The following is a 26,426-nucleotide window of genomic DNA, read 5'->3' as shown; positions in this document are numbered from 1 at the left end:
AGTGACTGTAGTGAAATTCGTGTGGGAAAATTTCGTATGGGCGATTGCCGCTTTCCTCATCCTATATTTCTTGCTTCAAAAGTATGCATTCGGGCCTTTGTTCAGCGTCATGGAGAAACGCCGCGAGCTGGTCAAGCAGCAGCTCGACGAAGCTGCCAACAGCCGGACGCAAGCTCAGACTTACATCGAAGAGCAGAAGCAGGCTCTTGATTCTGCCCGCAAAGAAGCTTATGACATTATCGAGCAGGCGAAGCAGACCAGCGTTAGACAGGCCGACGATATCATCGGTCAAGCGAAGTCCGAGACAGCACGCTTGAAGGAAGAAGCAGCCCGCGATATCGAGAGCGAGAAGAACAAGGCTGTGGCTGCCCTGCGCAATGAAGTCAGCGGCATGTCTGTCGCCATCGCCTCGAAGCTTCTGCAGAAGCAGGTGGATGAAAAGGATCAAGATCAATTGGTTGGCCAGTACCTGAAAGAGGTAGGGGGCAAACAATGAGCAAAGATATAGCGAAACGTTATGCCAAAGCGTTGTTCGATCTGGCATCTGAGCGCAAAGCCGTTGCCGAGACCGAACAGCAGTTGAAGGCTGTCGTTGAAGTCATGAACTCGACTTCGGAACTGTACGTCCTGTTCTCCGCGCCAAATATTGATGTCAGCGTGAAGCAGGCCATTCTTCGGCAGGCGTTCGAAGGCGAAGTATCCGAGATTGTCCTGAATACGCTGCTGCTCCTGACGGAACGGGGGCGCATCCGCATCCTTCCCGAGCTGGAGACTCACTTCGTCCGCATCGTCGGCGAAGCGACCGGCGTGACTGATGCCTACGTGACTACTGCCTTTCCGCTGGACGAGGCCGGGAAGCAAGAGGTTGCCGCCCAGTTCGGACAGATGCTCAACAAGACGATCCGCGTTCACAATGTGGTCGATGCTTCGATCATCGGCGGCATGAAGGTGCGCATCGGCGACGTCTTGTATGACGGAAGCTTGTCCGGCCAACTGGAACGTATTCAAAAAACGTTGAAAACACAAGTACGTTAAACGATATAAGCACGGAAGAATGGGGTGAAGCGAATTGAGCATCAGACCTGAAGAAATCAGCACACTGATTAAAAGTCAAATTGAGAACTACAAGGCTGAGATCGAAGTGGCCGAAGTCGGCACGGTTATCAATGTCGGTGACGGAATCGCCCGCGTTCACGGTTTGGAGAATTGCATGTCCGGGGAGCTTCTGGAGTTCTCCAACGGCGTCGTAGGCATGGCTCTCAACCTGGAGGCAGGCAACGTTGGTATCGTTATTCTTGGTCCTTATACCGATATTCGCGAAGGGGATCAAGTCAAGCGTACGGGACGCATTATGGAAGTGCCGGTAGGCGAAGCGCTGCTCGGCCGCGTCGTGAATTCGCTCGGACAGCCGGTTGACGGCAAGGGAGAAATCGCGACGACCGAATTCCGTCCGGTGGAATCGAACGCGCCAGGCGTCATTGACCGTAAATCGGTTCATGAGCCAATGCAAACCGGGATTAAAGCGATTGACTCGATGGTGCCAATCGGCCGCGGACAGCGGGAGCTGATCATCGGCGACCGTCAGACCGGTAAGACGACCATCGCTATCGATACAATTATTAACCAAAAAGGCAACGGCGTAAAATGTATTTACGTCGCTATCGGCCAAAAGCAATCGACCGTAGCTCAAGTCGTGGAAACCCTGCGCCGCCACGGCGCATTGGAATATACGATTGTCGTTACGGCAGCGGCATCCGAACCGGCGCCGCTTCTCTTCTTGGCACCGTACGCAGGCTGCGCGATGGGCGAGTATTTCATGTACAAAGGCGAGCACGTACTGGTCGTATACGACGACCTGACCAAGCAAGCGGCGGCATACCGCGAGCTCTCCTTGCTCCTTCGCCGTCCTCCGGGCCGCGAGGCATATCCGGGCGACGTCTTTTATCTCCATTCCCGCTTGCTGGAGCGTGCAGCGAAGCTGAGCGATGAGAATGGGGGCGGCTCCTTGACGGCATTGCCGTTCATCGAGACGCAAGCGAATGACGTATCGGCGTACATTCCGACGAACGTCATCTCGATTACGGACGGACAGATCTTCCTTGAGTCCGATCTGTTCTTTGCCGGCCAGCGTCCGGCGGTTAACGTCGGTATTTCCGTATCCCGCGTAGGGGGATCGGCTCAGATCAAGGCGATGAAGAAGGTCGCCGGCACACTGAAGCTGGATCTGGCCCAATACCGCGAGTTGCAGGCATTCTCCCAGTTCGGTTCCGATCTGGACAAATCGACCCTCGCCCGCCTGGAGCGCGGCGCCCGTCTGATGGAAATCCTGAAGCAGGGTGTCAACGAGCCGCTTCCGGTCGAGAAGCAGGTCGTCAGCATCTATACGGCGACGAGAGGCCATGTCGACGATATTCCGGTTAAGGATGTTCTTCGCTTCGAGCAGGAGCTTCATATGTACCTGCAATCGAACAACGATGAAATCTATCAATCGATCCGGGATACGAAAGATTTGAGCAAAGAAAATGAAGAGGCACTGGTGCAAGCGATCGCCAAGTTCAAGAAGAGCTTCGCCGTGTCGGGCTGATTATAGAGTAAACAGGCAAGCCGGGAAGCCAATGGCGGCCCGGCCTGCACAGGGATGAATTCCGCTTTGCCTCCGCAAAGTGTGAAAGGCAGGTGAAGGTAAATGGCTAAAGGGATTCTCGAAATACGACGTCAGATCAAGAGTGTACAGAGTACACGGCAGATAACGAAGGCAATGGAGATGGTTGCGGCAGCGAAGCTTCGCCGCGCGCAGGAGAAGGCGGAAGCGGCTCGTCCTTATGCGGATAAGCTCAAGGAAGTCGTCTCCAGCATCGCCGCAGGCACGCAAGGCATTCAGCATCCGATGCTCGCGAAGCGTCCGGTGAAGAAGACGGGATATCTCGTCATTACTTCCGACGGCGGATTGAAGGGCGGCTATAATGCCAACGTGCTCCGCAAAGTGATGCAGGTCATTAACGAGCGTCACCGTTCGCCAGATGAATATGCATTGTTCGTCATCGGGCGCAAAGGCCGCGATTACTTCCGCAGACGGGAAATGCCGATGGTGGAGGTCGTGACGGAGCTGCCGGATTCCCCAACCTTCGCGAATATTAAAACGATAGCTTATAAAGCTGTGAAATATTTCGAAGAAGAGCAGTACGACGAGCTCAACCTGTTCTATAACGAATTCGTCAACGCGATCACGCAGGTGCCGGTCGAGAAGCGTCTTCTTCCATTGGATGATGACGCATTGAGCGGAGAAGCCACCAGTTATGAGTATGAACCTTCGCCGGAGGTGGTGCTGCATGATCTGCTTCCGAAATATGCAGAGACGCTCATCTACAGCGCGCTGCTGGATGCGAAGGCAAGCGAATTCGGCGCGCAGATGACCGCTATGGGCAGCGCGACGAAGAATGCGACGAAGATGATCAACTCGCTGACATTGTCTTATAACCGTGCGCGCCAAGCGGCGATCACGCAGGAAATTTCTGAAATCGTAGCTGGAGCGAACGCTCAAGCTTAGCGGATAACGGGATAGCGCAAGTTTTTCAGTAGGAGGGAACGAGATGAACAAAGGACGCGTGATTAGCGTAACCGGTCCGGTTGTCGACATTGAGTTCGAACGCGGTCAACTTCCGGAGATTTTGAACGCGATCAAGATTGAACGAAAATCGACGACTCCTGGCGCGCCTGACATCGACTTGACATTGGAAGCATCCGTCCATCTGGGCGATGACGTAGTGCGCTGCGTCGCGATGTCTTCGACAGATGGTCTGGTGCGCGGCATGGAAGCAACCGATTTGGGACATCCGATTACAGTACCGGTAGGCGCGGTGACATTGGGCCGTGTCTTCAACGTGCTGGGCAATACGATTGACAATGCGGGGGACGTCAGCCGCGAGCTGTCCAGCCCGATTCATAAGCCGGCTCCTAGCTTCGATGAGCTGACGACGCAAGCGGAGATTCTGGAGACCGGGATTAAGGTCATCGACTTGCTTGCTCCGTACGTCAAAGGCGGTAAGATCGGCCTCTTCGGCGGTGCGGGCGTAGGTAAAACCGTTACAATACAGGAGCTTATCAACAACATCGCGCAGGAGCACGGCGGGATTTCCGTCTTCGCCGGCGTAGGCGAGCGTACTCGTGAAGGGAACGACCTCTATCATGAGATGAGAGACTCCGGCGTTATCAACAAGACCGCGATGGTGTTCGGTCAGATGAACGAACCGCCTGGAGCGCGTCTGCGCGTTGCTTTGACCGGTCTGACGATGGCGGAATATTTCCGTGACGAAGAAGGCCGCGACGTGCTGCTCTTCATCGATAACATTTTCCGATTCACGCAAGCGGGCTCCGAAGTATCCGCCCTGTTGGGCCGCATGCCTTCCGCGGTAGGTTACCAGCCGACGCTGGCAACCGAGATGGGACAATTGCAGGAACGGATCACGTCGACCAAAAAAGGTTCCGTTACATCCATTCAGGCAATCTACGTTCCTGCGGATGACTATACGGACCCGGCGCCGGCGACGACGTTCGCTCACTTGGACGCGACGACGAACCTGGACCGGAAAATTTCCGAAATGGGTATTTTCCCGGCGGTCGATCCGCTGTCTTCTTCATCCCGCGCTCTGTCGCCGGATATCGTCGGCAAGGAGCACTATGATGTGGCGCAAGACGTGAAGAAGCTTCTTCAACGCTACAAAGAACTGCAAGATATTATCGCCATTCTCGGTATGGATGAGCTGTCGGAGGATGACAAGCTGACGGTTGCCCGGGCGCGGAAGATTCAACGCTTCCTGTCCCAGCCGTTCCACGTTGCCGAGCAGTTCACGAACATTTCCGGGAAATACGTGCCGGTCAAGGAAACGGTTCGCAGCTTCAAGGAAATTCTCGACGGCAAGCACGACGACCTTCCGGAAGCGGCATTCCTGTTCGTGGGCACCATCGAAGAAGCGGTGGAGAAGGCAAAGACGCTGTAAGCGGCTTGACGTGAAACGGGCTGTCCGGAACGGATAGTTCCGGATGGAACGGAAGGAGGAACCGCAGTGAGCACCTTTTTATTGGAAATCGTCACACCCGAGCATAAAGTGTTCGAGGATCAAGTGAACATGATTACCGTCAAGGGCGTGGAAGGTGAACTCGGCATTTTGGCAGGACATATCCCGATGGTAACGCCGCTGCAGGTCGGGCCGATGAAGATTAAGACAGGCAGCAAGGATCTATGGCTTGCTGTTCATGGCGGATTCGTGGAAGTACGCAGAGACAAGGTCGTTGTCCTTGCGGAAAGCGCGGAGCTGCCGGAAGAGATCGACATCGAGCGCGCGAAGGCAGCAAAGGCGCGTGCGGAACAACGCCTGGCAATGGCTCAACGGAGCAAACAGGATCACGTCGATTTCCGCCGTGCGGAATTGTCACTCCAACGTGCCGTAACACGGATCCAAGTGTCCCAACGGAACGTGTCACGATAATAGACTCAAGCCGAGGCGCTGTTCGCGTCTCGGCTTGATTTGTATCCGGAGGGCTTGCGCGTCGCCTTGCCGCCGGAATTGACCCCAGGTTAGTGGAACGCAGCCGCCCCGGCTTCCGTTGGGTGCGGACATTCGATGCAAGCATTCCGCAACAACGTTACCTCAACGATGAATCTCACATCATTCTTTTACATCATTCTTTCTAATCCGATAGTATTAATAGGGTTTACCTCTCTGGATTTATATTCGAACGAATATGTCTATATTGTCACGACAGCTTCTTTGAAATGCTTCTATTGGCCCGTTACGATGAATAAAATATATCAATATGTCCAATTGCCGCTCTACGAAAAGGAATACAGATTATGCCAGGAATTGCATAGACGGGATTGGTAGGTTTTGTTATAATTGTGGCGGGTTTAGAACAATTCAATACAGGGTTGTCTGTAATACGATAGCTGCGACGGAGGGGATGTCTTTGGAGTACATCAACAATTACGTCATCGTGGCCATTTTTATCGGACTCGGGATTTTTCTGCCGGTGGCCGCTCTGACAGCAGGCCGGCTGCTCAGGCCGAAGAAGCCGACAGACATGAAACAAACAACGTATGAAAGCGGTAACGATCCGGTTGGTGTGGGACAAGTTCGATTTAACATTCGGTACTATTTGTTTGCGCTTATGTTTGTCATTTTCGATGTGGAAACCGTTTTCTTGTACCCGTGGGCGGTTGCGTACAAGCAGCTTGGTCTGTTCGCGCTGGTTGAGATGCTGATTTTTGTCGGATTGCTGTTGGTTGGTCTAATTTACGCCTGGAAAAAGAAGGTGTTTCGATGGGACTCTCTTTAGAATCAATCACGTTGGAAGAACGGCAGGAGCTGGAGCGCAACGTTTTTTTCGGGACGTTGGAGCAATTGAAGGGGTGGGCGCGCAGCAACTCGCTATGGCCTTTGACGTTCGGTCTTGCCTGCTGCGCGATCGAGATGATGGGCACCGGTGCTTCGCACTATGATCTGGACCGCTTCGGCGTCATCTTCCGGACCTCTCCCCGCCAGTCGGATGTCATGATCGTGTCCGGAACGGTAACGAAGAAGATGGGTCCGCTGTTGAAGCGGCTGTACGATCAGATGCCTGAGCCGAAATGGGTCATCGCCATGGGCTCCTGCGCGACGGCCGGCGGGCCTTATGTCAAATCGTATGCGGTCATCAAAGGCGTAGATCAGATTGTTCCGGTCGATATTTACATACCGGGTTGCCCGCCGAATCCGGCGGCATTGATTTACGGCATTAACAAGCTGCAAGCGAAAATCCGCTACGAAGCGAAGACGGGAAAGCGGGTGACGGATGCGTGAGCGAGGAGAAGAAGGATCAGGAGGCGGTTCAGCCGCCGATAGAAGCTGAGAAGGAAGAGAAGGTTGCAAGGCCCGGCAAGGCCGTGAAAGAAGATCAGACCGGCAAGGCTGTGAAGGTTGAGGAACCCGATCAAGCTAAAAAAGACGTACGGGTGAAGGAAACCGATCAAGCCGAGACAGATGTACAGGTGAGAGAAGCCGGGCACAACGAGAATGAGATTGCTGCCGCCAGCGGTAAAGTCGAGGATCCTTCTGCCGCACAGGAAGGGAAGGAAGCGGAACTAGCGGAAGCAGTTGCGCCGAAGCCGGAGGATGCTGAACCGCCAGCGCCGGCGGACAAGGCGAAGCGCGCGCCGCTTAGCGAGGAGGAGAAGGCCGCCCGCCTGAAGGGGGCGGAGGAGCGGCGCGCCGCGAAGGCGAAGGCCGCGGCCGAAGGAGGCGCGGACGCCGCAGGAGCTGCGGGCGAACGGCCTGCCCGGGCAGCGGCTGCCGCAGCCGGCGACAAGCCTGAGCGGCCGGCACGCGCGCCGCGGGCGAAGGCGACCGAGGAGCCGCCGAAGCCGAAGGAGCCTTCTCCGAAGCAGCCCGTACTTGATGGGCTGGTCGCCCTGCTGAAGGCGGAGGTGGCCGAGGATGCGGTGGAGGAGGCTGTCATCAATGAAGAGAACGGGCATTTGCCGACGATTACCGTGAAGAATGAGCATTGGCTGGCTTGTGCAAGCCTGCTTCGGCATCATCCGGAGTGGTCCTGCAGTTACTTACGGAATCTGGCTGGCGTAGACCGTGAGACACATCTCGAGGTTGTGTACTATTTCATCAATTTATCTACGAAGGCCGAGGCGGCCGTTCATGTCAAGACCGATCGCGAGCAGCCGTCCATTGCTTCAGTAACGCCGATCTGGCCTACCGCGAATTGGTGTGAACGGGAAGTGTATGACCTGCTGGGCATCGATTTTACCGGACATCCTGATTTACGCCGCATCATGATGCCGGACGATTGGGTCGGCCACCCGCTGCGCAAAGACTACGAGCCGTTGGATTCGGAGGTGTAATCACCCTTGATTCGCACAGAAGAACTGCTCTTGAACGTCGGTCCTCAGCATCCGAGCACGCATGGCGTTTTTCGCATTGTCGTGAAGCTTGACGGTGAAGTGATTAAGGAAGCGACCCCTGTGATGGGCTACCTGCACCGGGGGACGGAGAAGCTGGCCGAGAACCTCAACTACACGCAAATTATCCCTTATACTGATAGAATGGACTACGTGTCCGCGATGACGAATAACTATGTGCTTGTCCATGCCGTCGAGAAAATGATGCAGTTGGAAATACCGGAACGCGCCGACTTTCTCCGGCTGATCGTAATGGAGCTGCAGCGCGTGGCCAGCCATCTCGTCTGGTGGGGCACCTACCTGCTGGATATCGGGGCGATGAGCCCGTTCCTGTATGCGTTCCGCGATCGCGAAATCATCATCGATCTGTTCAACGAGCTGTGCGGCGCGCGGCTGACCTACAACTACATGCGGGTCGGCGGCGTCAAGTGGGACGCTCCGCCGGGCTGGATTGACAAGGTGCGCGACTTCATTCCTTACATGCGCAAGCGATTGAAGGAATACGACAAGCTGGTAAGCGGGAATGAGATCTTTTTGGCCCGGATCAGAGGTATCGGAACCTATGATGCGGAGACCGCTATCGCCTATGGGCTGAGCGGAGCGAATCTTCGCTGCACCGGCGTGAAGTGGGATCTGCGGAAGGATGAGCCATACAGCCTGTACGATCGGTTTGAATTCGATGTCCCGGTGGGGACGGGCGGCGATTGCTACACGCGGTACGTCCTCCGGCTGGAGGAGATTCGCCAGAGCCTGCGCATTCTGGAGCAGGCGGTGGAACAATTCCCGAGTGAAGGCGAGACGATGGGCAAGGTGCCGCGCGTCATCCGCCCGCCGGAAGGGGAGATCTATGCGCGGATTGAGTCGCCGCGCGGCGAGATCGGCTGCTATATCGTATCCCGGGGCAAGCAGGAGCCTTATCGCTTGAAGTTCCGGCGTCCATCCTTCGTCAACCTGCAAATCCTGCCGAAGCTGCTCGTCGGAGAGACGATGACGAACCTTATTACGATATTGGGCGGAGTTGATATCGTCGTCGGGGAGGTGGATTGCTAGTGCAAGACCTAATCCAACAATCGCTCACCTGGACGAATGCCTTCATCTTCCTGGGCTGGGCCATTGTCATGCTGCTTGCCGTTCTGGGCTTCGTCACGTATGCGATCTATTTCGAACGGAAAGTGATCGGCTGGATGCAGTACCGCCACGGCCCGTCCCGGGTCGGTCCACTCGGGCTGCTGCAGACGGTCGCGGATATATTCAAGCTGCTTATTAAAGAAGACACCATTCCGCGCAAAGCCGATCGGGCCTTGTTCATTCTCGCGCCCGTCATCGCCTATGTGCCCGCGTTCGCCGTCCTGGCGACGATCCCGTACAGTGAACGGCTCGGCTTTGCCGATTTGAATGTGGGCTTGCTCTACTACGCCGCTCTCTCCAGCATTACGACTATCGGCATCATTATCGGCGGCTGGGCCTCCAACAATAAATATTCACTTTTGGGCGGAATGCGCTCTGCAGCGCAGATGATCAGCTACGAGATTCCGCTTGTCATTTCCGTCGTTGGCATTATTCTATTGAATGGATCGCTCAGTTTGCGTACCATTGTAGAAGGGCAGGGCAATTATTTCTGGGAATGGAATCTGTTCCCGCAGATTATCGGCTTCGTCGTCTTCCTCATTGCGGGGATATCCGAGCTGAACCGGACTCCCTTCGATTTGCCGGAGGCGGAGTCGGAGCTGGTCGCCGGCTATCATGTGGAGTATAGCGGCTTCCGGTTTGCCTTTTTCATGCTGGCGGAATATGTGTACGTGTTCGCGCTCTCCGCGCTGACGACGGTGCTGTTCCTCGGCGGCTGGCATCCGCCATTTCCGTTCCTTGACTTTATTCCGGGGATTTTATGGTTCGTGCTCAAATTTTCGTTCTGCGTCTTCTTCATCTTCTGGCTGCGGGCGACGATGCCGCGCATTCGCGTGGATCAGCTGATGAGCTTCGGATGGAAGGTGCTGCTGCCGCTGGCGCTTCTGAATGTCTTCGTGACGGCGCTATATATCGAATTATTCAGCAAATAGGCTAGGGGGGGAAATACGTGAAAGGATTATTCAAAGGGCTGGGCGTCACGATGAAGGCGCTGACTTCCAAAAAAGTCACCTATCCGTATCCCGATAAGCCTCTGGAATTGCCTGACCGGTTCCGCGGCATTCAATATTTCGATCCGGACAAGTGCATCGTCTGCAACATGTGCGCGCGCATTTGCCCGACGGATTGCATCACGCTTACCGGGAAGCCGAATCCGGATCCAGAGAAGAAGGGCAAGGTTATCGATACGTTTGACCTCAATTTTGAAATTTGCATTTTATGCGATTTGTGCACCGAGGTATGTCCGACGGAAGCGATTGTCATGACGAACAATTTCGAGCTGGCGGCGTACAGCCGCGACGATCTGTTCAAAAACATGGAATGGTTGAACGAGAACAACCAGAATATACGGCAGGAGAACAATTCAGCCATGCCAAAAGGGGGCGCCAGAAAAAATGTTTAACTTCTCCATCGAGTGGACGGGAGAAACGGCAGCCTTCTTCGTACTTGCCATATGTATCATTTCCGGATCGGTATTGATGCTTAATTTTACGAAGGTTGTTCATATGGTCGTATCGCTGGCCTTCGCCTTTCTCGGGCTCGCGGGCATCTTCGTTATGCTGGAAGCCGAGTTCGTCGCCTTCGTCCAGGTGCTGGTCTACACGGGAGCCATCTCGATTCTGATGATCTTCGGCATCATGATGACCCGTCATGATCGGCAGGATGAAGAGGTATCGCGCCCGTTAAGGGAGACGTTGGCCGCGCTTGGCTGTCTGGCCTTGTTCGGGGTCCTGTTCTTTACGATACGCGGCACCGATTTCCCCGCGCCTGAGCCGGCGGGGCTGGCCCAGGACAACACGCTCCAGCTCGGGAAGCAGATATTTACGGAGCATGTTATCCCGTTCGAGCTGCTGTCGGTGCTGCTGACCGTCGCATTCATCGGGGCCATCGTGCTCGCGAAGAAGGAGGCGGATTAAATGGGTAGTATGCTGGCTTCCTACCTTACGCTGGCAGCCATTCTGTTCTGCATCGGACTCTACGGGGTGCTGACGAAGCGCAATGCCGTCATCGTGCTTCTGTCCATCGAGCTGATGCTGAATGCGGCCAATTTGAATTTGATTGCCTTTTCCAAGTACGGGGTCGTGCCGAATCTGAAGGGCCAGATCTTCTCGCTCTTCACGATCGCGATCGCGGCGGCGGAAGCGGCGGTCGGCGTCGCCATACTAATCGCGTTGTATCGGAACCGCGGCACGGCCAACGTGGACGAATATAACGAATTGAAGAGATAACCGTAAGGAGGATACGACAATGGAATCCGTCTTGTCGCAATATGCATGGATGATCCCGGTCATTCCGCTGCTCGCGTTCCTCATGCTGACGGCATTCGGCCGCCAGATGAAAGGTGTTGCCGTCATGCTCGGCGTCTTCAGCTCGTTCGCCGCATGCGTACTCTCCGTCCTCATCCTGTGGGAGCGGATGACAGGTGCGCCTGACGACTACACCCGCAGCTTCGAATGGTTCCGCATCGGCGACATCCGTCTCGAGTTCGGATTTGACATCACGAACCTGAATGCGCTGATGCTCGTGATTGTTACGCTGGTAAGCACGCTGGTCAATGTGTATTCCAAAGCCTATATGGAGGGCGACGAGCGGCAGACGGTGTTCTATGCATACATTGCTCTATTTACGAGCGCCATGCTGGGACTTGTCCTGTCGCCGAATCTCATTCAGCTCTATATATTCTGGGAGCTGGTCGGGGTCTGTTCCTTCCTGCTGATCGGCTTCTGGTATGAGCGGCCGGCGGCGCGCGCCGCCGCCAAAAAAGCCTTCATCGTCACCCGCATCGGCGATGTCGGGCTGTTGGTCGCGATTCTTATCCTGTTCTGGCATATGCCGAACCATGCGCTTGATTTTACGATGATTAGCAACGTATTCGCCAATGCCGATTCCATGGCGCAGTACGGCATTTCCACCGGCTTAGGCACCTGGATCGCAGCGCTGATCTTCCTGGGAGCTGCCGGCAAATCCGGCCAGTTCCCGCTGCATACGTGGCTGCCGGATGCGATGGAGGGACCGACGCCCATCTCCGCGCTGATCCACGCGGCGACGATGGTTGCGGCCGGCGTCTATTTGGTCGCCCGGACCTTTGATATTTTCTCGGTCTCGCCGACGGCGATGATGATCGTCGCGGGCGTAGGCGGCTTCACCGCGATTTTCGCGGCATCGATTGCCGCGGCGCAGCGGGATATGAAGCGAATCTTGGCCTATTCCACGGTCAGTCAGCTTGGCTATATGATGATGGCGCTCGGACTCGGCGCGATTACGGCCGGAATATTCCATCTGTTCACCCATGCCTTCTTCAAGGCGCTGCTGTTCCTTGGGGCAGGCAGTGTCATTCACGCCATACATACACAGGATATATTCCGCATGGGCGGATTGGGGAACCGGATGAAGGTGACGGCCTGGACCTTCGCCATCGGCGCCCTGGCGTTGTCCGGTATTCCGCCGCTGTCCGGCTTCTGGTCCAAGGACGCCATACTGGCGGCTGCCTGGGAACAAAATATGCTGCTCTTCATCGTTGGAGCGGTCACCGTATTCATCACCGCCTTCTATATGGCGAGATTGTTCTTCCTAGTCTTCACCGGTTCGCCTGCCGCCGGTTCAGCTGCGGAGAATGTCCGGGAATCTTCGGCTTCCATGATATTCCCGCTCATCGTGCTGGCCGTACTGGCTGCGGTCGCCGGGTTCGTTCATACTCCATTCAGCGGCGCACTGGGCATGTGGCTGGACGGGGATGAACCGGGCTCCTCCGTCCATGCAGCCGCGATGATTATATCGGTGCTGGCGGGCGTGCTCGGCATCGGATTGGGCTATATATGGTACGGGCCGCGCGGAAGCCGCCGTGGCGGTTCGCGGGAAGCGTCCAATCCGTTCTATCGGCTAGTGGCCAATAAGTATTATATCGACGAGATGTATCAGCTGATCTTCGTTCGCTCGCTTGCCGGCCTCGGCCGCGTACTGCAGGCGTTCGACAAGTGGATTGTCGACGGGATGGTCCGGCTCGTCTCGGGAGCTGCGGTTGGCATCGGGAAGACGTCGACCCGGCTGCAGAACGGGCAGCTGCAGACGTACGGGCTAATGTCGCTGTTCGGATTCGCTGCGCTCATCGTGTTCATCCTGGCGCTCGGAAGGAGGTTCTGGTAAATGGTAAACGGGCTTACATCACTGCCCTTGTTGACACTGCTGACCTTCTCTCCGCTGTTGGGCGTGCTGATTTTGCTGTTCGTGCCGAAGGGCCGCAAGCGCGCGATTCAAATCATCGGCATCGCGGCGACCCTCCTGCCGCTCATTCTGGCGCTTACGGTGTACGGCATCTATGATCTGGTCGATAAGGGAGCGTCATTAACCGAGCAATACGCCTGGATTTCTCTTCCGCTGAATCTGGAGATCGCCAGCGGCATTCAATCCTGGTCGTTCAACATCGATTATCATTTGGCGATTGACGGCTTATCGCTGCCGCTTGTCGTCATGACGACGATTGTGGCCTCGATGGCGGCCATCGCTTCCTTGGGCATCACAAAAAGATGGAAAACGTACTACATCCTCTTCCTCCTGCTCGAGGTCGGGATGATCGGCGTCTTCCTGGCGCGGGATCTGCTCCTATTCTTCATGTTCTTCGAATGGACGCTGGTGCCGACCTTCTTCCTCATCGGCATATGGGGATTGATGCACCGGGAGAAGGCGGCGAACCGCTTCCTTATCTATAATGGGCTCGGATCGGCCCTGCTGCTCGTGGCCTTCGTCATTCTGACGGTAACCGCGGGCTTCACGAACCATCCGGATTTCCCGGATGGCGGTCACTATATCTACAGCAGCAATCTGAATGTCATTATGGACAATCTGGGAAGCGCGGCGGCTTACGTCAATCAGGCGGACTACAGCGTCTTCTATCTGACCTCGGGAATGAAGACGACAGTGTTCGTGCTGCTGCTAATCGCCTTCGGCATCAAGCTGCCGTTCTTCCCGTTCCATACGTGGATGCTGCAGGTGCATGCCGAAGCTCCGGCTCCGGTCGTCATGCTTCACTCGGGTATTTTGCTGAAAATGGGGGCTTACGGGCTCGTCCAATTCGGGGCGGCGCTGCTGCCGCAGGAGACCGCTTCCTGGGCGACCGTGCTGGCCATGCTCGGGGTAATCAATGTGATCTACGGCGCGGTATTGGCTTTCCGGCAGCGGGAGCTGCGACTGCTGCTGGCTTATTCCAGCATCAGTCATATGGGCTTCGTGCTGCTCGGCGTCGCGGCCATGAACGAGCTCGGCATCCAGGGCGCAGTCGTTCAGATGGTGTCGCACGGCTTCATCTCAGCCCTGTTCTTCCTGCTCGTCGGCAGTCTCAGCGAGCGAACGGGCACGACGCGCATCGGGGAATTGGGCGGCCTGGCGAAGAGCATGCCGTTCTTATGCGGGATTCTGCTCCTGGCCGGTCTGGCATCGCTCGGCCTGCCGGGGCTGTCCGGCTTTGTCGCAGAGCTGCTGACCTTGCTCGGGCTGTACGGCACTGCATCATGGGCCGCGATACTCGGGGCGCTCGGGCTCATCTTCAGCGCAGTCTATGTGCTCCGCGGGGTGCTCGCCATCTCGTACGGACCGATGGATACGCGCTTCGAGGGGCTGAAGGATGCGCGGCTGGCGGAGGCAATCCCAATTATGGTACTGACCGCCTGCATTGTCCTTATCGGTCTGTTCCCGTCCTTCGTGACCGCCCCGATAGACAACAGTGTTGCGCATATGATCGAACTATTCAAGGTGAGGGGGTAGGCTCATGGATACGCCACATGTTCAACTGCTGCATTTGGCCGATCTCGCACTGCTGGCGCCTGAGCTTACGCTAGTCATTGCGGCCATTGTCATCTCGCTCATTGACCTGGCGCTTCCCCGCCGCATCCATCGCGACGTCATGGGCGTGCTCTCGCTGCTCGCCATCGCCGTATCGCTTGGCTTCGTCCTGCTCAAGCTGTATCAACGGGCGAAGCTGACGGCAGAAGCCGCGCAGGCAGTGCAGTTGCTCGAGCACAGCTATCGCATCGACGGCTTCGCCCTGATCGTGAAGGCCATCATCCTGATTGGCGTCGGCTTCGTCATTATGATGAGCTTCGGCAATCTGCGCAAGGAAGAGCTGCCGAACCGGGGAGAGTATTATTATTTGCTCCTTCCTGCTGCCATCGGAGGCATGATGATGGCATCGTCCGGCGACCTGCTTACGCTCTATGTCGGCTTGGAGCTGCTCAGCATCACGTCGTATATTTTAGTGGCGATGAAAAAGAATGACAGCAAATCGACGGAGAGCGCGTTCAAGTATACAGTGCTCGGAAGCGTCGCTTCGGCCTTTATCTTATACGGGATGTCGTTCCTGTACGGAATCAGCGGAAGCACGGCATTCAATGGAATCGCCCATGCCTTGGCTGATCGGACCGCCGGGTTCGAGCCGCTCATATATGTCAGCTTCATCCTGATGATTGTCGGCTTCGGCTTCAAAATCGCGGCGGCTCCTTTCCATGCCTGGGCCCCGGATGTGTATCAGGGCGCGCCGACGCCGATATCCGCCTTTCTGGGCGTCGTGTCCAAAGCGGCGACGCTGGCTGTCATTTTCCGCATGTTCTACAGTATGTATCTCGGTCTGGGCCAGGATATGGCCATTTATTCGGACTTGTCGACGATATTGCTGTCCATCGCAGCTTTGTCCATGGTCGTCGGAACGACGATGGCGCTTCGCCAGGCCAACGTCAAGCGGCTGCTGGCCTTGTCCGGAATCGCGAACGCAGGCTATCTGCTTGTTCCGGTCAGTCTGAACTTGTTCGGCCAGCATTTGCACGCGTCGAACTTCGCGGAATTCATCTATTATCTTATCGCCTATCTGTTGATGACCTTCGGAGCCTTTGCCGTTCATATGGTTGTCGAGCGGTCATCCGGGCATGATCATCTAAGCGGCTATGCGGGTCTCTACTACCGTTCGCCGTGGCTGGCCGTCGCGATGACGGTGATCGTCTTGTCGCTGGCCGGGATTCCGGTTACGGCGGGCTTCTTCGGGAAGCTGTTCATTATTCTCGGAGCGATTGCCTCGCACACGCTCTGGATCGCTATCGTCATGATGGTCGCGAGCGTCGTCTCCTTCTATTTCTACTTCGGCTTCATTCGCCAGATGTATATGCGCGGGGGCAATGAGGAAGCGGTGCGCATCCCATGGACGCAAGGCCTCGTCATCATTGTATGTGTCCTTGCGATTGTCGGGCTCGGGGCATTCCCGAACCCGGTCATCCATGCGCTAAGCCGGGTATTCTCCATCGGGGCCGATTTGCTGGTGAGATAAAAAATGAGTCATTTGGGCTCCTGAACCTGGGCACCAGGTTCAGGGGCTTTTCTGTTTTTATCGGGCAGGCGGCGAACAGACGGCGCTTTTTCCCGCACAAAAATATACGACGGCTTCACCGGATTTCATGCCCCAGATTCCTTGCAAATGGGCGCTGGCGGCTGATTCGCGATAGCCTGGGGGCAGGCTTTGCTAGCCCGTCGTTGCACAATATGTCGATGATAGGACCAGGGAACTATATTGCCTGTAAATAAAGGATTGTCCTTTTCGTGTGACGAATCTTATATATCTTACGACGCCTTGTGCAGTCATTCGGCATCCCGTACAATAGCAATGGGCTCCATGGCGAATGACATGACTGACAGGAAGGGTCTGTCAACAAGCAAGGTTTACCGATTGACAGCAGGGTGACGGTCTGGTTTAATCATCCTCTGAATGATGCACGGCATCCGTGCATAACCTGAATGATTGGAATGGGATGAAAGTTATGAAGACACGATGGCGAACAGCCGTCGGATCGATGTTGGTTGCAGCCCTGGCCTTGCTTGTCCTGGTGAACTCCTTGACTCCGCTGCAGGCAGAGATTCGCAATCTGCGGCCGGTCGACCGGGCGGGGAAGGAAGGCACTCTTCTCTCCTTAAGCGAGATGCGGAAGGAAAGCGCCGCGAAGGAAGAGGCAGCCGACTCCTGGATTATAAAATGGAAAAATGGACATCACGATGAACGGCTGCTGGCGAACAGCGACATCGTAAGCGAGCAGCAGGCGATCAATATCTCGATCGTCAAGCCGCATCAGGCGGAGGCCGCCGGGGAATGGCTGGAGACGCTGAGACAGTCTGAGCATGTTGAATATGTTCAACCGAATCAGTCCGTTCGGACGCTGAACGCGAGCGTCAAGCCCAATGATCCGCTCTATTCCCAGCAGAGTTATTTACGCCAGATCGGGGCGGATAAGGCATGGGCGCAGGCCAAGGGCAACTCGAATATTACGATCGCGCTAGTAGATACCGGAGTGGACCTGAACCACCCTGATCTGAAGCATAATCTCGTCAAAGGCACGAACCTGCTGGAGGCAGGCCTGCCTATGGATGATAATGGCCACGGCACCAGCGTAGCAGGCGTGCTTGCCTCGGTGGGGAATAACGGGAAGGGTACCACGGGGGTGCTGTGGAACGCGAAGATTATGCCGATTAAGGCATTGGATGCCCAAGGCTACGGGGATGAAGACAAATTAGGTGCAGGCATACTGTACGCTGTCGATCACGGAGCCAAAATTGTAGTCATGTCAGTAGGACTGTATCGTTATTCGAAATATATGGAAGATATCGTGAATTACGCCGAGAAAAAGGGCGTGCTGCTCGTCGCGGCCACGGGCAATGACGGCTTGCGGTACCAGGAGAAGGTGGAGGTCAAATATCCGGCAGCCTATCCGACTGTGCTCGCTGTCGGAGGAAGCTCGCCCGATCTGCTGGTAGAACCGCGGTCGAACACAGGGCCGGAGGTCGATCTGGTCGCACCGTGGCATGTCTATACGACAGCGCTCGGCGGCGGCTACAAGGCGGAAGAAGGAACATCGATGTCTGCGCCGCAAGCGGCCGGGGCGGCCGCCCTGCTGTGGAGCAAATATCCCGGACTGAAGCCATATCAGATTCGGGAGCATCTTCGCCGCACCGCGCAGAATATCGAATCGCCAGGCTGGGATCGGCAGAGCGGATACGGCCTGCTGCGCGTCGACGAGGCGCTCCGCATCCCTTACGATGAGCAAGCCTTCGGCACGAATACGACTCGCGGCAGCGCGCGCGTGTTCCCTATCGACACGTCGCTCAGCGGTGTATTCGCCCCGAATAAGCGAACCCAATGGTTCGCGGTCGATGCCCCTTACGAAGGGACGCTGCAGCTCTCGCTGGAGCGGATCCAAGGGAAGGGCACTGTTCAGGCGACGCATTATGTCGGGAAGCAGAGCGCAGGCAAGACATACAGCGACGCGGGCGGCAAGAAGACCGTTATTCCGGTGAAGCAGGGTCTGAACATGATCCGTCTTCAGCATCAAGGCTATGAAGGGAAGGAAACGCTGTCCTATAAGCTGTCTTCCCGGTTCTTTATTTACGAGGATCCGTTCGAATCCAATGACCTGCAGTACCAGGCCTACACGATTCCGGCCCGAACGCAGGATATTGTCGGCACATTCGGCCATACGGGCGATGTCGACTGGTATATGATTCAGCTGCCGCGCAAAGGCACGCTGCGCCTGAAGGTCAGCGTGGATACGGTGCGGATCGATCCGGCGCTGGAGGTGCGCGGCTCGCATATTCGCACGCAATGGATCGACGAAGAGAAGGAGGGACGGTCGGAATCGGCTGTGCTGACCGATCTTCCCGCGGGGAAATATTATATTCAAGTGCAGAATGTCGTCACGGCGCATCCGGAACCGGTCGCAGGCGAGTATAAGCTGCATGTGGAATATATCACGCAATACACCGATCCGAATGAACCGAACGACAAGATGTATGAAGCGGTCACGATGAGCGAAGGCACCGAATATGTCGGCGTATTCGACAAGGACAGCGATGTGGACTGGTTCCAGTTCACGGTCAAGAGTCCGGTCTATGGCAAGGTGGCATTGAAGAACATTCCGTCCGCCCGGAACGTCAGCATGACGGTGATGACGAAGGAGCAGAAGAAGATCGCCAGCGCGCAAAGCGGCGCCAAGCTGGAGCAGATATTGGCGGGCGCTGTCCTGGAGCCGGGGACGTATTATGTCCGCCTGACGACGGATAAGAAGTTCGATACGAAATATTACCGGTTGTCCTTCAGCACCGAGCCGTTGGTTGAAGGCTTCCGCGATATCGGCGGCCACTGGGCTCAGGAGGCGATAGTGGAGGCTGTCCGTTCCAAGTGGATCTCGGGCTATGACGAGGCGCTGTTCCGTCCGAACCGGCAGATTACCCGGGCCGAAGCGGCGGCCGTATTGGCCAAAGCCTTCGAACTGAGCGGAAGCATTCAGGGAGCCCCAACCTTCACGGACGTTCCGGCGAAGCATTGGGCTTACGCCGATGTCTCACGGGTCGCGAAGGCCGGAATCACTGGCGGCATCGGCAACGGCCGCTTCGGTCCGGGTCTGCCGGTCAAGCGGGCGGAGATGGCCGTCATGATGGGGAAGGCGCTCGGAATTAAGCCGGAGCGCCCGGCGGAGGCTCCGTTCCGTGACGTGCCCGTGAGCCATTGGGCCGCTCCGATGCTGGCCGCTATGAAGGAGCAGGGCCTCATCCAGGGGATGGACGGGGACATGTTCGCTCCGGAGCGGCAGGCGACGCGGGCGGAGTTCGTGTCGATGCTCGTCGCGCTGCGGTAACGACTTTTTGAACAACCTCTCTTTAAGGAGGCTCGGTTATGGACAATTCGTGGTCGAACATATCGGCAGCTGTCGGTTGGGGCGGAGTAGTGAATATGCTCGTCACGCTGCTGTGCATCGGCGTCGCCTGGTGGTCGCTGCAGCATGTCAAGCTCGATCTGTTCATCCGCCATCCGCAGAGCCCGCAGGGCAAAATGCTGCATTTGCTTCTGGCGATTATCGTCGGGCGCGCAGTGGCGGGATTCTTCATCGATTACTGGGGCTGGACGCAGTCCGTGCGTTATTTGTTTGGAGCGTAGCGATTGTGGTTAAGAGGAAATGAAAAAACATTCGCCGCAAGCCGGCAGCCGTCCTGCCGCTGCCCTGCCGTTGGCAGAGTGTGGGGGACGGCAGGCTGGATTCGGTGCTTGTCGAATAACATCGAATAAAGATGTCAACAATGGGAGTAGCCCCAAGTAAATTGTGGCAGGGTATGTCGAAAAATATCGCTTGTCGGGCCCGTTAGGCGATGGTATGATGAGGGTTGGGCAAGAGAGAGACCTACCATCTTGTACAGTGATGTGAGGATGGGGCGAAAAAAGGCGCGGAGGGAAACATGATGAGCAAATTTATCGTCCGCGGAGGCAAGCGATTGACGGGAACCGTCCGCGTAAGCGGCGCAAAGAATTCTGTGTTGCCGATCATCGCTGCTTCGTTATTGGGAGAGCATGGCGTAAGTGTAATATGTGACGCGCCTCCACTCGACGATGTCAAGACGATACACCATGTGTTGGAGAAGCTGGGAGCCAACCTTACATATTCCAATGAAACCATTCGCGTAAACGCAGAGCATCTTCACTCGTATGAAGCTCCGTATGAGCTGGTGCGCAAGATGCGGGCGTCGTTCCTCGTGATGGGCCCATTGCTGGCCCGCGCGGGTCAGGCACGGATCTCCTTGCCTGGTGGCTGTGCGATTGGAACGCGGCCTATCGATCAGCATCTGAAGGGCTTCGAAGCGATGGGTGCGCAGATTGGATTGGGTCAGGGCTACATTGAAGCGAAAGTGAACGGCCGACTGAAGGGCGCCAAGATCTATTTGGACGTGGCGAGTGTCGGCGCGACTGAAAATATTATGATGGCTGCTACGCTAGCCGAAGGCACGACGACGATTGAGAACGCGGCCCGCGAGCCGGAAATCGTCGATTTGGCCAACTATTTGAACAAGATGGGCGCCAAGGTACGGGGCGCGGGCACCGGAGTCATTCGCATCGAAGGTGTAGAGCAGTTGCACGGGGCTGAGCATACGGTCATCCCGGATCGGGTCGAAGCAGGCACCTATATGGTGGCGGCGGCGATGACCGGCGGGGATGTGTACGTTGAGGGAGCCATTGCCGATCATCTCGGTCCAGTCATTGCGAAGATGGAAGAGATGGGCGTACAGATCGAACCGGACGAGAATGGAATCCGGGTTCGGGCCGAACGGCCGCTCAAGGCCGTAGACGTGAAGACGCTGCCTTATCCGGGCTTCCCTACGGATATGCAGTCGCAGATGATGGCGCTTCTGCTCGTGGCAGAAGGCACCTCCGTCGTCACGGAAACGGTATTTGAGAACCGCTTTATGCATGTCGATGAGTTCAATCTAATGTCGGCGAACATTAAGGTCGACGGACGCACCGCCGTCGTCACGGGAGGCGCCAAGCTCGTCGGGGCGAAGGTATGCGCGACAGACCTGCGCGCAGGCGCGGCCCTAATCTGTGCCGGACTCGTGGCGGAAGGAACGACCGAGGTCAGCGGGGTGCAGCATATCGACCGCGGCTATGTTAATATCGCGGAGAAGCTGTCCGCGCTTGGAGCCGATATTTATCGCGTCTCGCTTGAGGAGCAGCCGCAGGAAGTGAAGGAAGAACAGGAGATTCCGCTGTTCAGCGCTCAGCCGACCTGGGCGTAAGCCGGATTTCCGCTTCGTTCTCCTTACGGTAATAGCTGTAATTGATACGGACTGGATTCGCCCCGGCGCAGATTCGGATGCGGCGGATCCAGTCTTCATGAAGCAAGAGAGGGCTGTCCCACCAGTAGTTTTTCGCTACAGTGAGGTAGCCCTCTTTTTTCTCACAGCTCGATTTGCCGATAAAACTGCGAAAATGCAGCTTTTCCTGGTGACGTTTACTCTGGTACTGAAATTCCTGCAAAACGCAGGCTGTTGAGAAAGTCCAAGGGATTTTTTGGCACTTCATTTTTTATGTGGTGGATCTCGTCTCTCCGTAGAAAAAATCCATTTAAAACGCTACGGCTCCAAGTTTTGAGTAGGAAAATGGACAATCTCACCCCTTAATAAAAAACAGGGGGTTTTCCAACGGCCTGAAAACTGCACGATTTCTCCAGACACGCCTATTCAGTAAACGAAATCTGCAAAATTGCACGATTTCTACAACCTATTCAGTAAGCGAAATCCTGCGCAAATACAGCAATTCGATATGGACGACTTGACCAGAAAGGGAATCCTGCAAAACTGCAGGAATTTCACCCGTTTCATTTCGGCTTGAAGCAAAAGGGCCTAAAATGATGTAGATTTGCAGCAATTCCTCGGGATGTGGACTCATTGAGGCGAAATTCCTGTAAAATAGCAGCAATTCCCTCCACACGTTCAAGCCTCAGCAGGCAACGGTGCCTCCCGAAGGCAATGATGCTTCCTGAAGGCGATGATGCCCCCAGGATCCGACGCGGTCTCTTACCAACAGCCTGATAAACGCAGGATTTCGCCGCCTCATCCATTTACCGCCGCTTTCCCCGCTGCGTCTTTCCCATCTTCTTCTTTCCCGTCTTCTTCCCCGTCTCCACACTCTCTGTCGTCCCGCCTTACCTCCGGCCGCATTTAATGAATAGGGGACAGTCCCTTTCTGTGATTTTGCGCTTCTTCCTCAGTTCCCCTCACAGTCTTCCGGTCACCGCCATGGCGATTATCCACCATCCGGCGGCACAACCAAGCGTCACAAGCAGCGTCGTGATGAATTTAGCTAGGACAGGAAGATGCGTTCGGAAGAGGGCGAAGTTCGCTATCATCCCTAATGCGCCGAGGGCGCCGCCGACTGCTCCGCCGAAGGCGATAACCGCAAGCGGCAACGCACACCATACCTTGACATACCACGGCAAGGGCTTTGCTAATTCAATAGCGCTTCCGTCCACGACCAACTTCGGGAGATCCCCGATGAAGCTGTTTTTCCATGTCGCGATCACTTCTGTTCCGTCATTTCTCCGGAGCGTCATCCGCCCCTTTTTGCCGACGGGCACCGGCTGGTGGTTGATGAATAATCGCTGCTTGCCCAAGCCGTTGGCCCTCGCCTCCACTTCCTGTCCTTCAAAGCCGTCCAATGAAATAGATATCTTCATTGCTTCTCCATCTCCTTCTCCATTTGATTCTCCTGCAAGCGCTGTTCAAAAAGTCGGCTGTGATAGCGAAGAAGCGGAACAGAAGATGCGGTAGCGAATGGTGCGCTCCCCTTCCAATCTGGTGCGAGAACCTTCGATTTCTTGAGCAGGCTGCCGTACATAATATCGACCGCGGCCAATCGAAAATGAATACGGGAAAACGGAAAAATACGATAGGTACGATAAATACGCTGAATACCCTAAATACTCTAAATACTCTAAATACTCTAAATACTCTAAATACTCTAAATACCCTAAATACCCTAAATACCCTAAATACGGATAGCCTGTAACCGAGATCGTTCCACGGCCAGACTGCGAAGAAAGCTTGTCAGATTCCGGTTCTTTCGTCTCTCAAAAAAGCATAGGATGGAAGTAGATTACCCCCTTCCCTCTATATCGGGTTCATAGACAGAGGGAGTCATTGGGTGGATAAGGAGAGAGAATCAATGACGATGCTGCTGACACGGATGTCTGCCAAGCGGTGGAAGGGCGGTTCTGGGGCAAGGCGATTGTCCCGGCGGAACGACGGGCTGGGACAAGCCGTCCTCTGGGCGGCAGGTCTGGTGGCGCTGGCGGTGCTGCTGCCGCTAGGGCTGGTAGACCGGCTGGCGGATCGGCCGCCCGCCGCGGAGACTGGTCCCGGCCCGGCGCCGCCCTTGACAGGCACGCCCGAAGGCGGGACGGAAGTGCGCGTCTATCTAGCGAATCCGCGCAAGATAGAGAGCGTCCCGCTGGAGCAATACGTACGCGGCGTCCTGGCGGCGGAGATGCCGGCCGACTTCGAGCTGGAGGCGCTGAAGGCGCAGGCGATCGCTGCCCGCACGTATATCGTGCGCCGCCTTCGGACTGGCGACACCGCCGGCGTCCCTGAAGGGGCTGACGTGACGGATACCGTCGCCCATCAGGTGTACATCCCGCTGGCCGAGCTGGCGAAGCGGCCGGAGCGCACGATCGCGAAGCTCAACCGGGCTGTCAATGAGACGCGGGATCAAGTGGTAACCTATCAAGGGGAGCCGATTATGGCCGCCTTCTTCTCGACGAGCAACGGCTATACCGAGAATGCCGAGGATTATTGGAAGAATCCGGTGCCCTATTTGAAGAGTGTGCCCAGCCCTTGGGATCAGGCCGAGTCTCCACGGTACGCCGAGACGGTGGAACTCGCGCAGAACGAAGTCCTGGAAAAGCTCGGGTTGACTCCGGCCGCAGTACCGGGTCTGGCCCAAGCCTCGCGGCAGGGCGGAGGCGGAGCGGGAAGCGCGTTCTCGGGCACAGTGGCTGGAGACGGGCTGGCGGAGGATGTGCGCATCCTATCCCGCACCGCGGGGAAGCGGGTGGATGAGGTTCAATTCGGATCAAAGAGCTTCAGCGGCCGGGAGATCCGGGAGAAGTTGAATCTGCGTTCGAGCGGGTTCGATTGGGAGCGGGACGGTGACAAGCTGCGCATCACGACATACGGCTACGGCCATGGCGTCGGCATGAGCCAGTATGGGGCCCAGGGCATGGCGAAGCAGGGAGCAGCGGCCGAGCGGATATTGACCTACTATTATACAGGGGTGCAGTTGGACAAAGCTTCGAAGTTATTAACCGCGAACCGGCCATCCTCGTAAGAGAACTATGAATCTAAAAAATTAGCAAACTTGCACGTATAAAAGCGATAGCCCCGGTAACAATGGTTACTGAGGTGATCACAAATGAGTGAACAAAACCAAAACAACTCGAAAAACAAATCCACAACCAGTTCATCGGCTAACAATGCAGCGAACATGCCGGAAGCTTCCAAACCAATCCCGGGAGCGCAGGCGGTTCACACTTCCACATGGAGAAAGCTGTTGTCCAAGCGATGGGTCTTTCCTGCTTTGTACATGGCCGCAGCAGCAATCATCCTAACGTTAGTGTGGGTCTACCAGGATATGAACCGGCCGCTCGACCCGAACGCGGAGACGGCGCAGGTCGATCAGACGGTGGTAGATTCCGGAGCACAGGCGGAGGGAACGGTCAACGAAGACGCAGTCGAAGTGGTCGCATCCAATGAGACGTTGGGATGGCCGGTCAAAGACGCGCAGGAAGTAGACGTCGTCATGTCCTACTATGATGAGACGGCCAGCAAGGAAGAGCAAGCGGCGGCGCTGATAGAGTTCGAACAGACCTTCACGCCGAATGTAGGAATCGACCTGGCCCGCAAAGATCAGAAAGCGTTCGACGTCCTGTCTGCGATGAGCGGTAAAGTTACCCGTTCCGAGCAGCACCCGAAAAACGGCTTCGTCGTGGAAGTGGATCACGGCGGCGGCATGAAGACAGTCTATCAAAGTCTGGCGGATGTCAAAGTCGCGAAAGGCGATACGGTCAAGAAGGGCGACACGCTTGGAACGGCCGGACGGAGCGAGCTGGAGAAAGCATTGGGCGTGCACGTGCACTTTGAAGTGTACGACAATAACAAGCCGGTTAATCCGACGAGTCTGCTGGCGAAAAACTAATCTTCTCCATTCTCCGGAAGAGGCGGAAGCGAACATGCTTCCGCCTCTTGCCGTTCCAGGGGATGGAGCGGGACAGCCTGGATTAAATTTTTTTCAGATGGTTCTATTTCGGTGGACAGCCCTCCGGAGATCGCTTCCGTACGGTATTCGGCTCCGAATTTTTCCGCATGGCAACGCCATTTTTGGACAGGACAAGTGTTGAGGTTCCACCCCCGTCTCCCGGGGCTCTCCTCCCCGTCTTGTCAAATTTATCGGTTAAGCCAGGCTTGTCAGGCGGTCCAACAACGCATAAGTGTGCGGCCCACTCATATAATGTACCAATTAAACCGAGTAGAGGGAGGCGGGAACGTGCACGATTACATCAAGGAACGGACCATAAAAATCGGCCGCTGCATCGTCGAGACCAAGCATACGGTTCGCACTATCGCCAAAGAGTTCGGCGTATCCAAGAGCACGGTACACAAAGATCTGACCGAACGGCTGCCCGAGATTAATCCCGATTTGGCGGACCAGGTGAAGCACATTCTCGAGTACCATAAATCTGTGCGCCATCTTCGGGGAGGGGAAGCGACCAAGATCAAATACAAGAAATCGAGCTCAAAAAAACGTGAAGTGATGACGGCAGGGAAGTCCTGACCGGCAGTTCCGAACATGCGAATCGCCGCCGGATCGTATCGCCTCCTGGCTTTGTTCCGAATAAGACAGATCCTCCTTCATTCTTTCATTGAATCCAGCGCTCTTAGTATGATATGGTAAACGATGAGTAAATATTATGCAGGAATCGGTCGGATTTCATCGAAAATCAGTTGAAAA

The 26,426-nt window shown here is 55.9% G+C and carries 24 protein-coding genes; 23 read left to right on the top strand and 1 reads right to left on the bottom strand.

Features of this window, described 5'->3' with window-relative positions:
* The first annotated feature begins 10 nt into the window (after positions 1–10).
* From atpF to murA, 20 genes are all read left to right on the top strand, one after another.
* Positions 11–496 (top strand): F0F1 ATP synthase subunit B, encoded by a 486-nt coding sequence (gene atpF / locus FLT43_RS14925; protein WP_087444376.1) that lies wholly within the window; start codon positions 11–13, stop codon positions 494–496.
* On the top strand, positions 493–1,035 hold the full coding sequence (locus FLT43_RS14920; protein WP_087444375.1) for a F0F1 ATP synthase subunit delta: 543 nt from the start codon (positions 493–495) through the stop codon (positions 1,033–1,035). Before atpF ends, FLT43_RS14920 begins: the two co-directional genes overlap by 4 nt.
* Before the next feature lie 34 nt (positions 1,036–1,069).
* On the top strand, positions 1,070–2,584 hold the full coding sequence (atpA, locus tag FLT43_RS14915; RefSeq protein WP_087444374.1) for a F0F1 ATP synthase subunit alpha: 1,515 nt from the start codon (positions 1,070–1,072) through the stop codon (positions 2,582–2,584).
* Between the two features lie 102 nt (positions 2,585–2,686).
* Complete coding sequence (atpG, locus tag FLT43_RS14910; RefSeq protein ID WP_087444373.1) at positions 2,687–3,547, top strand: ATP synthase F1 subunit gamma; 861 nt, start codon at positions 2,687–2,689, stop codon at positions 3,545–3,547.
* A gap of 43 nt (positions 3,548–3,590) precedes the next feature.
* On the top strand, positions 3,591–4,997 hold the full coding sequence (atpD, locus tag FLT43_RS14905; RefSeq protein WP_087444372.1) for a F0F1 ATP synthase subunit beta: 1,407 nt from the start codon (positions 3,591–3,593) through the stop codon (positions 4,995–4,997).
* A gap of 66 nt (positions 4,998–5,063) precedes the next feature.
* Positions 5,064–5,486: a F0F1 ATP synthase subunit epsilon gene (locus FLT43_RS14900; RefSeq protein WP_087444371.1), complete on the top strand. Its 423-nt coding sequence runs from the start codon at positions 5,064–5,066 to the stop codon at positions 5,484–5,486.
* A 472-nt stretch (positions 5,487–5,958) separates the two neighbouring features.
* Positions 5,959–6,333, top strand: coding sequence for an NADH-quinone oxidoreductase subunit A (locus FLT43_RS14895; protein WP_040734613.1), 375 nt, complete (start codon positions 5,959–5,961; stop codon positions 6,331–6,333).
* The gene (locus FLT43_RS14890) at positions 6,318–6,836 is read left to right on the top strand and encodes a NuoB/complex I 20 kDa subunit family protein (protein ID WP_087444369.1); all 519 of its coding nucleotides are present in this window, start codon (positions 6,318–6,320) and stop codon (positions 6,834–6,836) included. Before FLT43_RS14895 ends, FLT43_RS14890 begins: the two co-directional genes overlap by 16 nt.
* The gene (locus tag FLT43_RS30510; RefSeq protein WP_087444368.1) at positions 6,833–7,888 is read left to right on the top strand and encodes an NADH-quinone oxidoreductase subunit C; all 1,056 of its coding nucleotides are present in this window, start codon (positions 6,833–6,835) and stop codon (positions 7,886–7,888) included. Before FLT43_RS14890 ends, FLT43_RS30510 begins: the two co-directional genes overlap by 4 nt.
* A 6-nt stretch (positions 7,889–7,894) precedes the next feature.
* Positions 7,895–8,995, top strand: coding sequence for an NADH-quinone oxidoreductase subunit D (locus FLT43_RS14880; protein ID WP_087444367.1), 1,101 nt, complete (start codon positions 7,895–7,897; stop codon positions 8,993–8,995).
* Positions 8,995–10,005: an NADH-quinone oxidoreductase subunit NuoH gene (gene nuoH / locus FLT43_RS14875; RefSeq protein ID WP_087444366.1), complete on the top strand. Its 1,011-nt coding sequence runs from the start codon at positions 8,995–8,997 to the stop codon at positions 10,003–10,005. The genes FLT43_RS14880 and nuoH overlap by 1 nt, the downstream gene beginning before the upstream one ends.
* A 17-nt stretch (positions 10,006–10,022) precedes the next feature.
* Positions 10,023–10,475: an NADH-quinone oxidoreductase subunit NuoI gene (gene nuoI, locus FLT43_RS14870; RefSeq protein ID WP_087444365.1), complete on the top strand. Its 453-nt coding sequence runs from the start codon at positions 10,023–10,025 to the stop codon at positions 10,473–10,475.
* Positions 10,468–10,989: an NADH-quinone oxidoreductase subunit J gene (locus tag FLT43_RS14865; protein ID WP_087444364.1), complete on the top strand. Its 522-nt coding sequence runs from the start codon at positions 10,468–10,470 to the stop codon at positions 10,987–10,989. Before nuoI ends, FLT43_RS14865 begins: the two co-directional genes overlap by 8 nt.
* Positions 10,990–11,301: an NADH-quinone oxidoreductase subunit NuoK gene (gene nuoK / locus FLT43_RS14860; protein WP_087444363.1), complete on the top strand. Its 312-nt coding sequence runs from the start codon at positions 10,990–10,992 to the stop codon at positions 11,299–11,301.
* A 19-nt stretch (positions 11,302–11,320) separates the two neighbouring features.
* Complete coding sequence (gene nuoL / locus FLT43_RS14855) at positions 11,321–13,216, top strand: NADH-quinone oxidoreductase subunit L (RefSeq protein ID WP_087444362.1); 1,896 nt, start codon at positions 11,321–11,323, stop codon at positions 13,214–13,216.
* Positions 13,217–14,830, top strand: a complete 1,614-nt coding sequence (locus FLT43_RS14850) for a complex I subunit 4 family protein (protein ID WP_087444361.1) — start codon at positions 13,217–13,219, stop codon at positions 14,828–14,830.
* Positions 14,831–14,834: 4 nt separating this feature from the next.
* Entirely contained in the window at positions 14,835–16,379 is a 1,545-nt protein-coding gene (locus FLT43_RS14845; RefSeq protein ID WP_087444360.1) for an NADH-quinone oxidoreductase subunit N, read from the top strand.
* A gap of 487 nt (positions 16,380–16,866) precedes the next feature.
* Entirely contained in the window at positions 16,867–19,731 is a 2,865-nt protein-coding gene (locus FLT43_RS14840; RefSeq protein ID WP_087444359.1) for a S8 family serine peptidase, read from the top strand.
* 38 nt (positions 19,732–19,769) lie between these two features.
* Complete coding sequence (locus tag FLT43_RS14835; protein ID WP_006680135.1) at positions 19,770–20,030, top strand: DUF1146 family protein; 261 nt, start codon at positions 19,770–19,772, stop codon at positions 20,028–20,030.
* Positions 20,031–20,329: 299 nt separating this feature from the next.
* Positions 20,330–21,658: a UDP-N-acetylglucosamine 1-carboxyvinyltransferase gene (gene murA, locus FLT43_RS14830; RefSeq protein WP_174818209.1), complete on the top strand. Its 1,329-nt coding sequence runs from the start codon at positions 20,330–20,332 to the stop codon at positions 21,656–21,658.
* Between the two features lie 980 nt (positions 21,659–22,638).
* On the opposite strand, the gene FLT43_RS14825 is transcribed toward murA, so the two are convergent.
* Positions 22,639–23,097, bottom strand: a complete 459-nt coding sequence (locus tag FLT43_RS14825; protein WP_087444356.1) for a hypothetical protein — start codon at positions 23,095–23,097, stop codon at positions 22,639–22,641.
* A gap of 488 nt (positions 23,098–23,585) precedes the next feature.
* Between FLT43_RS14825 and spoIID the strand changes: the two genes are divergently transcribed.
* The 3 genes from spoIID (at position 23,586) to spoIIID (ending at position 26,249) form a co-directional block, all read left to right on the top strand.
* Complete coding sequence (gene spoIID / locus FLT43_RS14820) at positions 23,586–24,746, top strand: stage II sporulation protein D (protein WP_087444355.1); 1,161 nt, start codon at positions 23,586–23,588, stop codon at positions 24,744–24,746.
* A gap of 84 nt (positions 24,747–24,830) precedes the next feature.
* On the top strand, positions 24,831–25,613 hold the full coding sequence (locus FLT43_RS14815) for a M23 family metallopeptidase (RefSeq protein ID WP_087444354.1): 783 nt from the start codon (positions 24,831–24,833) through the stop codon (positions 25,611–25,613).
* Between the two features lie 348 nt (positions 25,614–25,961).
* Positions 25,962–26,249 carry a sporulation transcriptional regulator SpoIIID gene (gene spoIIID, locus FLT43_RS14810; RefSeq protein ID WP_006674820.1) on the top strand — a complete coding sequence of 96 codons (288 nt, stop codon included), beginning with the start codon at positions 25,962–25,964 and terminating at the stop codon, positions 26,247–26,249.
* The last annotated feature ends 177 nt before the right edge of the window (positions 26,250–26,426 follow it).

The organism is Paenibacillus thiaminolyticus (genome assembly GCF_007066085.1).
Classification (GTDB): domain Bacteria; phylum Bacillota; class Bacilli; order Paenibacillales; family Paenibacillaceae; genus Paenibacillus_B; species Paenibacillus_B thiaminolyticus.
Note: the sequence above shows the minus strand (reverse complement) of the source record. Positions and strands in the feature narration are given on the sequence as shown.